Below are 7102 nucleotides of genomic sequence, written 5' to 3'. Positions count from 1 at the left end.
GCCCGCCCCTACACCCCCGCCCCCGCCCCCCCCCCCCACCCCCACCCCCCCATTCACCCTTACGGGGCCCCCCCCGGATACCACTCGGGTGGGGCCCCATTCTTCTCCCACATTCCCTAGGACTTGCACCGCCCAGGAATTAGAAGAGACGAACATGCCAAGCCTGGATGCATCGAATCGGGCACCCCGGCTCAATCTATCCGCACGAAGGCGTGGCGCTCGCTGGAATCTTGTATTCAGCCGCAATGCTCTTATCGAAGATCACGAGAAGAGCATCAGGCATATACGTGAACCCCGCACCCTCGGACTCGCCTAGCGCAATTACTAGACTCGACTCATTGGAGAATCTGAAGTTGTAGGCCCAAGGCATCTCCGGGCATCCCTCATTAGGGACGTGCCAAGCGATGCCGATACCTACAATCGACACACCCAAGAACCTCTCCCAATCGACGTGGTTGCTCACATCAATGGGATCCCCGGACAGGCTTCCGCCCACATCTCCGGGACTCCTGAATTCGATCGCCATTCCTTCGTTGACGCCATCCATCGCCCAGGACAGAACGAGCACGGCCCCGCTCTCCATGCCCAGCTCAACGGCCATGTCGACTTCGTGGGCTCGATCTTCCCTGTGCCCATTCGGCCACCCTTCCCCCCGCAGAGCCACGTAGCGAACCGTTCTCACGGCATCGCCCGCGACAGCCTCCCGGAGTTCAGCAAGCCCCGCACTGCCATTGGCCAGGGCGGCCCACGGATTGATCACCAACATGCCTAATACCGCCCGAAGTATTGGAACTGACCATTTGCATCGAAGGTCGCACCGATCCCGCGCCCACCAGCAGGATCCGGCATGATGTACCGCGTTCCGCCAGCGAAGTTTCCAGAATTCACAGGAGACGTAACGGTTCCCGGGTTGGTCAGGATGTCGTCCAGCATATCTTGACCGGCGGATTTCAGCTGCTTACCCGGCACCACAGGAAGATCTCCGCGGTTCATATGCTTCTGATACTCACGTCCTGCATGAGTCGTTTTCCCCTTGGCCGCGCGCATCCCGCTCTGCGATAGGGCATCCAGATCAGGGCACCCGCCGGAATTGTGAACGAGAACCGGCGTAGCCCCCGCCAGCACATAGTACGTGTGCTAAGCGAACCCGCCCTACCTGCTTCTTTGCAGGTCAGCGGCAGTTTCGGGTTCCGCTGGCGTCCATGGCTGTGCCCTAATGTCCGTGGTTGTTGCCGTCAGCGCTGCCGTCAGAGATGCAGACCCGCACGAAGCAGCGGGGCGGCCCGGCAACTCCTGGGCCGACGGCGGCTGCGGACCCTACACTGAGCGCATGACCGTACGCGAGGAAGCACACCGGCTGCTCGACGCGGTGCCGGAGGACCGGCTGCCCGACGCCATAGAGCTGCTGCGGCAGTGGGCGGAAGTGGAGCGCGGCGAGCGCCCCCGCCGCAGGTTCCGCACGACCGGCGTCTTCGACGGCGAACCCGACCTCGCGGTCCGCTCCAAGGAGATCGTCCGCGACGCCTGGGCCAGTGAGGAGCCCCGGAGCGCGTGATCGTCATCGACACCGGCCCCGTGGTGGCAGCCGCCAACCGCAAGGACGACTACCACCTTCAGTGCGTCGACCTGCTCCAAAACTTCCCCGGCCCGCTCCTGCTGCCCGCCCCACTGCTGACCGAGATCGGCTACATGCTCGCCAGCCGCGCCGGAGCCAAGGCCGAGGCCGATTTCCTGCGCGACGTCGCGGACGGCGTCTACGAACTGGTGACCGTGACCTCCTCCGAGGTCAGCCGGGCCGCCGACCTGGTCGAGCAGTACGCGAGCCTGCCCCTGGGCACCGCCGACGCCTTCGTCGTGGCCGTCGCCGAGAAGTACCGCGCGGTCAACATCGCCACCCTGGACCGCCGCCACTTCACTGTGGTGCGCCCCAGCCACCTCCCGGCATTCACTCTCCTGCCGTAGCCGGGCCCCCGCGCTGACGTACCCGATCACGCAGGGGTCGGCAGGGTCTTGGACCGGTGTCCTGTCCGGTGCTTCCCCCCCGGCGACCCGTTCGCCGGGCAGGCTGTCCTCGGGCGTCAGGGCGGGGTCGGTGCGCTTGCTGTTCCGGCGGCGCGGAGGCCGGGCTGGGATGGGTCTACCGACGGCGGGCCGCCGGGGGCCATCACCTCCCCCGGGGGCGGGGCCGGCCGCCGCCCCCGGCGCGCCTGCGGCGGACGTGAGGGTCGGCCCCCTGGTCGGCCCCTGTGGCTGCGATCCGGCCGTAGGACGGTCGCGGGCGACAACTTGCTCTGCCAAGAGCCCAGTTCAGGTCAGCCCGGCGATCTGCCCGGTTGCCACCCTCGCAGCCCTGGATCACGCCCCGGCTACAGGGGCGGCTCGCTACCTGCCACGCTGCCCTCCCGAGTGAACGGTGGGCTTGTCGGCAACGGCCGCCAGCTCCGGCGGGCGGGGCCCGCCTTGAACCTCGTAGAGAAAATCTGAACGCACGCCCCCGGGCCACCCCGGTACGGCGGGTCAGTGGCCCGGCTCGCCGCCGCCCGACTCCAGGGCTTCGACGCGGCCCCGGAGGTCGGCGATCTGCTGAGCAGCGTCGGCCAGCGCCCGTTCCATCGCCTCGACGCGGGCCGTCGTCCCGCCGACGGGGGTGGTCGCCTCCGAGCCGTCCAGGTCATCGGCGTCGGCGGCGGCGTGGTCGTGGTGGGCGACGAAGGCGCCCTTGCCGGGGCGGGAGACCGCCCACCCCTCCTGCTTCAGCAGGACCATGGCCCTCTGCACGGTCAGGCTCGACGCCCCGAACTCCCGCATCAGCGCGGCCTGCGTCGGCAGCGCGTCCCCCGGCTTCAGCCCCCCGGAGCGGATTCGCTCCCGCAAGGACTCGGCGATGACCTCGAACGTCAGCGGCACCCCGCTGCCCGCCGGCCTGCGCCCGCGCCGCGTCGTCATCACACCCACCACCCCGCTTTCCGTGCCCTCTACCAGCAGATTCCGGCCCGTCCAAACCGGGAAACCGGCCTCACACTACCCGCGTCCCACCACCCACAAGAAAGGAATCAGGAGGGATGCACTTGAATGCGCCGGTGAGGCGATGTTAACGTCACGCACCCGCCGGTGATCACCACCGCGCCCCGCCGACCAGGCCACGCCCGGCCCCGGCCCCCGCGCCCAGCTTCGAGGCGCCCCGTTTCCCTGTGTGCCGATCGCTTCGGCCTGCCCACGCCGCCCTGTGCCACACCGCTTCCGCGCTCCCGCCGAAAGGCCCCTTTCCGCATGCCCGCACAGCTTCAACTCCCGTATCCCGCGACCGTTCCAGCCGCCTCGCGTCCGTCGTCGGCGTTCACGACGCCGACCTGCCCGACAGACGCCACCGCCACCGGCTCGACGGCGGCAGGGCGGTCGGCGCTGGAGCGCCGCGCCAGGCTCACCGCCAAGCTGGCGAAGCTCGCCGCCACCGGCCAACTCGCACCCCTCGCACGGCAGATAACCTCCCTCGGCGGGTGTGCGCGCCCGATCCGCCTCACCGGGCACCGCACCCACCTCGACAGCGCGACCGGCGAGATCCTTGATCACTTCGACTCCGGCCGACTCCCGGCGGGCGAACTCTTGGTCCGCTGCGGCAACCGGCGCGCCACCCGCTGCCCCGCCTGCTCCACCGTCTACCGCTACGACACCTACCAACTCATCGCCGCCGGACTGCGCGGCGGCAAGACCGTCCCCACCAGCGTCGCCACGCACCCGCGCGTGTTCGTCACCCTCACCGCGCCCGGCTTCGGGCCCGTCCACAACCAACCCGACACCGGCCGCTGCCACTGCGGCCACACCCACCCGGGCGACGACCCACTCCTCGGCACGCCTCTCGACCCCAAACGGTACGACTACACGGGCGCGGTGCTATGGAACGCGCACGCCCCGGCCCTGTGGGCACGCTTCACCACCCACCTGCGGCGGGAGATCGCCAAGGCCGCCGGGCTCACCCAGAGCGCGCTACGGCACCACGCCACCCTCTCCTACGCCAAGGTCGCCGAGTACCAAAAACGCGGCCAGGTCCACTTCCACGCCGTCATCCGCCTCGACGGACCCACCGGCCCCGCAAGTCAGCCACCCGCCTGGGCCACCAGCCAACTCCTCGACCACGCCGTACGCGCCGCCGCCACACGCACCCGCATAGCGCATGAGGGCCAGCCGCATCAGCCTGCCGGGGCTCCGGTCGGTGACCGAGCTGACCGGTTGGTGTTCCGGTTCGGGCGGCAGATCGACGTCCGCGCGATCCGTGGCACCGACTTCACCGGCGGCGGCCCGGTCACCGACCGGCACGTCGCCGCCTACATCGCCAAGTACGCCACCAAGGGCGCCGAGACCACCACCGGCACCCTCGACCGCCGCCTCCGACTCCTCGCCGAACTCGCCACCCACAACATCACCGACCACGCCCGCCGCATAATCCACACCGCCTGGCACCTCGCCACCCGCCCCCAGCATGCCCACCTGCGCCTGCGGCAGTGGGCTCACATGCTCGGCTTCCGAGGCCACTTCTCCACTCGCACCCGCCACTACTCCACCACCCTCACCCACTTCCGAGCCGAACGGACCGCCTGGCGAACCGGTCAACCCGATACCCAGACCCCAGCCCCGGCGTCGACTCAGACGCAGGCCGGCCAAACGGACGGCAGTCCGGTCGGTGACCGCGCCGGACACCCCACTGACCTGGCCCCCGGTCACCGCAATATCGCCGGTCAGCGCGTGGACTCGGACACCACGCTGGTCATCTCCCACTGGCAGTACGCCGGAACCGGCCTCCTGCCCGAACTCGAACACCTCGCCGGCCTCCTGGCCGCGACGCGGAAGATCCGACCCGAGCAACCGACCCGAACTCGGCTCTCGAAGCGCTCCGGTGACCGCGCCGGTCACTCCGCTGATCGCGAGACCGGTGTTGTCCGGGCGGGGGCCGTCGCGTGACCGCCGGCACGGAACTCCTCACCGTCCCCCAGGTCATGGAACGCCTCCAACTCGGCCGCACCGCCGTCTACGACCTCATCCGCACCCGGCAACTCGCCTCCATCACCCTCGGCCGCGCCCGCCGCATCCCTACCCCCGCGCTGGCCGACTTCATCCACACCCGCCTCGAACAGGAAGCCGCAGCCTGATGACCACACCCCGAGACACCCCCGCCTCCCGCCGAGTGCGAGCCAACGGTGACGGAACCGTCTACCAGCGCAAGGACAGCCGCTGGGAAGCCGCCGGATACGTCCTCGCCCCCGGGAACACCCGCAAGCGCATCCGCGTCTACGGCACCACCCGCAAGGAAGCCCTCGCCAAGCTCACCGAGAAGATCGCCGCCAGCAACCGCGGCCTCCCCGCCCCCTCCGCGCAGGGCAGCCTGGCCGCATACCTGACGTACTGGCTGGAGAACGTCGCCGTCCATCAGCTCCGCGAGAACACCCACACCCGCTACACCGCCGTCGCCCGGCTCTACCTCATCCCCGGCCTCGGCCGGAAGAAGCTCGCCAAGCTCACCGCCAAGGACGTCCGCACCTGGCTCAACCAGCTCCGCACCACCTGCCAGTGCTGCACGCGCCGCATCGACGCAGCCCGCGAGGCGTCCCGCTGCTGCGCCGCTGGTGAGTGCTGCTCCAAGCGGCTCTCGCCGCTGACCCTGGCCTACGTCCACTCGGTGCTCAAGTCCGCTCTGGAGCACGCGGTACGCGAGGAGGAGATCCCGCGCAACGTCGCCCGCAACGTCCGCACCGGCACGCCCCGGCCCCGCCGCTTCGAACCCCTCACCACCGAGGAAGCACGCGAGTTTCTAGCCGCCGCCAGCAGTCACCGGCTGCAGCCGCTTTTCGAACTCGCCCTGCACACCGGGCTCCGCAAGGGCGAACTCCTCGGCCTGCGCTGGGAAGACCTCAACCTGACCGGAGGAACCGCCAGCATCCGCCGCACCCTCCAGCGCACCAACTCCAGCGGCCTGACCGCCCTCCGGACCAAGACCCAGAGCTCAGAACGACGCATCGCCCTGCCCACGCCGTGCCTACGCTCCCTCGAACAGCACCGCGACCGAAAGCTCCAGAATCGCGAAGCGGCGGGGACGAACTGGAAGGACAGCGGCTACGTCTTCACCCGCCCCGACGGCGCCCCGATCGAAGGGTCCACCCTCACCCGGCACTTCAACACCCTGCTCCGCCAGGCAAGGCTCCGCCGCATCCGGTTCCACGACCTCCGCCACTCGGCGGCCACCCTCCTCCTGGAACAGGGAGTGGAACTCGTCGTGATCAAGGAGCTGTTGGGGCACGCCCACATCGGCGTCACCGCCACCGTGTATGCCCACGTCCGGCTCCGCCTCCAACGCGACGCCATCGACCTCCTCAGCCACGCCCTCCGCAACCCCGCCGAGATCACCAGCACTCCCGACGACGATCCACCCCTCGTCGGATCCACCGTCCGCTGACGTTGCCGTCAACTACTGCCGTCAGACACCCCAGAGGCCCCACCCGAGAAAAATTCGGGTGGGGCCTCTGGGGTTATCGCTGAGCTATTAACCGCATTTCGGAAGCCAGTGTTCCACCTGGAGAAACGGGGAATTTTCCGACCGAATCCGCAATCACGCCAAACCTTGGATATTGACAGATCTCGCTAATTTTTCGAGACCATCGAAATCCCGCCCGTCGCAAGGGAGAACATCCGGACAAGCACCTTCCGAACGTCCGGGTCTCGATCTATCCGCTCCAGCGATTCGAACCTCGCCGGATCAAGGTCGATCGTGGCAATTCCGCCACCATCGCCGTCACCTACGGCCGAGAACAGCAGGAGGCATCGGTACGCCCGAAGAATCCCTCCCCGCTCTTCGCGCATCAGCGACTGGAGGACGACGACTCCTTCTTTGACCTGGCTACGGACCGCGTCCACCGAGGTCCATCGCGTCGCCCAGCCTCGATCCTCTGCCTCCAATTGGATCTCAAGCAGCGTATCGAAACTGATCTGACACACACGAAAGTCAGGGTCAGTCGAATGAATCATAGACATCAGAGAATTACTCCCCGCCGAGGATGTCGATACGGATTGGCGTGTCTGGATCGATACGCCCGTCTTTGATTCTGGTCTGGAG

Annotated in this window: 9 protein-coding genes; 5 read left to right on the top strand and 4 right to left on the bottom strand. The window is 68.4% G+C overall.

Annotation, left to right across the window (positions count from 1 at the left end; all coding sequences use genetic code 11):
- Positions 1-196 precede the first annotated feature (196 nt).
- Both ABZT12_RS37390 and ABZT12_RS37385 read right to left on the bottom strand, forming a co-directional pair.
- A complete protein-coding gene (locus tag ABZT12_RS37390; protein WP_356393719.1) occupies positions 197-766 on the bottom strand; it encodes a hypothetical protein in 570 nt (189 codons plus the stop codon).
- A gap of 2 nt (positions 767-768) precedes the next feature.
- On the bottom strand, positions 769-1047 hold the full coding sequence (locus ABZT12_RS37385; protein ID WP_356393716.1) for a hypothetical protein: 279 nt from the start codon (positions 1045-1047) through the stop codon (positions 769-771).
- A gap of 283 nt (positions 1048-1330) precedes the next feature.
- On the opposite strand from ABZT12_RS37385, the gene ABZT12_RS37380 reads away from it, so the two are divergent.
- Entirely contained in the window at positions 1331-1555 is a 225-nt protein-coding gene (locus tag ABZT12_RS37380) for a hypothetical protein (RefSeq protein WP_019888794.1), read from the top strand.
- Positions 1552-1962, top strand: a complete 411-nt coding sequence (locus ABZT12_RS37375) for a PIN domain-containing protein (RefSeq protein WP_356393713.1) — start codon at positions 1552-1554, stop codon at positions 1960-1962. The genes ABZT12_RS37380 and ABZT12_RS37375 overlap by 4 nt, the downstream gene beginning before the upstream one ends.
- 555 nt (positions 1963-2517) lie before the next feature.
- Here ABZT12_RS37375 and ABZT12_RS37370 read toward each other — a convergent pair.
- Positions 2518-2946: a winged helix-turn-helix domain-containing protein gene (locus tag ABZT12_RS37370; RefSeq protein WP_356393711.1), complete on the bottom strand. Its 429-nt coding sequence runs from the start codon at positions 2944-2946 to the stop codon at positions 2518-2520.
- Between the two features lie 324 nt (positions 2947-3270).
- Between ABZT12_RS37370 and ABZT12_RS37365 the strand changes: the two genes are divergently transcribed.
- From ABZT12_RS37365 to ABZT12_RS37355, 3 genes are read left to right on the top strand one after another with little or no spacing between them, the layout of a single operon-like run.
- Complete coding sequence (locus ABZT12_RS37365; RefSeq protein WP_356393708.1) at positions 3271-4956, top strand: replication initiator; 1686 nt, start codon at positions 3271-3273, stop codon at positions 4954-4956.
- A complete protein-coding gene (locus ABZT12_RS37360) occupies positions 4953-5144 on the top strand; it encodes a helix-turn-helix domain-containing protein (protein WP_356393705.1) in 192 nt (63 codons plus the stop codon). Before ABZT12_RS37365 ends, ABZT12_RS37360 begins: the two co-directional genes overlap by 4 nt.
- The gene (locus ABZT12_RS37355) at positions 5144-6445 is read left to right on the top strand and encodes a site-specific integrase (protein WP_356393702.1); all 1302 of its coding nucleotides are present in this window, start codon (positions 5144-5146) and stop codon (positions 6443-6445) included. The genes ABZT12_RS37360 and ABZT12_RS37355 overlap by 1 nt, the downstream gene beginning before the upstream one ends.
- 185 nt (positions 6446-6630) lie before the next feature.
- On the opposite strand, the gene ABZT12_RS37350 is transcribed toward ABZT12_RS37355, so the two are convergent.
- Positions 6631-7014 (bottom strand): hypothetical protein, encoded by a 384-nt coding sequence (locus ABZT12_RS37350; protein ID WP_356393699.1) that lies wholly within the window; start codon positions 7012-7014, stop codon positions 6631-6633.
- Between the last annotated feature and the right edge of the window lie 88 nt (positions 7015-7102).

This window comes from Streptomyces sp. NPDC005423 (assembly GCF_040606415.1).
In the GTDB taxonomy this organism is placed as follows: domain Bacteria; phylum Actinomycetota; class Actinomycetes; order Streptomycetales; family Streptomycetaceae; genus Streptomyces.
Note: the sequence above shows the minus strand (reverse complement) of the source record. Positions and strands in the feature narration are given on the sequence as shown.

Bases quoted from the DNA above. Each gene is read 5' to 3' on its own strand.
- ABZT12_RS37350 (WP_356393699.1), bottom strand. From the start codon at position 7,014: ATGATTCATTCGACTGACCCTGACTTTCGTGTGTGTCAGATCAGTTTC.
- ABZT12_RS37385 (WP_356393716.1), bottom strand. From the start codon at position 1,047: ATGCGCGCGGCCAAGGGGAAAACGACTCATGCAGGACGTGAGTATCAG.
- ABZT12_RS37380 (WP_019888794.1), top strand. From the start codon at position 1,331: ATGACCGTACGCGAGGAAGCACACCGGCTGCTCGACGCGGTGCCGGAG.
- ABZT12_RS37365 (WP_356393708.1), top strand. From the start codon at position 3,271: ATGCCCGCACAGCTTCAACTCCCGTATCCCGCGACCGTTCCAGCCGCC.
- ABZT12_RS37355 (WP_356393702.1), top strand. From the start codon at position 5,144: ATGACCACACCCCGAGACACCCCCGCCTCCCGCCGAGTGCGAGCCAAC.
- ABZT12_RS37390 (WP_356393719.1), bottom strand. From the start codon at position 766: ATGTTGGTGATCAATCCGTGGGCCGCCCTGGCCAATGGCAGTGCGGGG.
- ABZT12_RS37370 (WP_356393711.1), bottom strand. From the start codon at position 2,946: ATGACGACGCGGCGCGGGCGCAGGCCGGCGGGCAGCGGGGTGCCGCTG.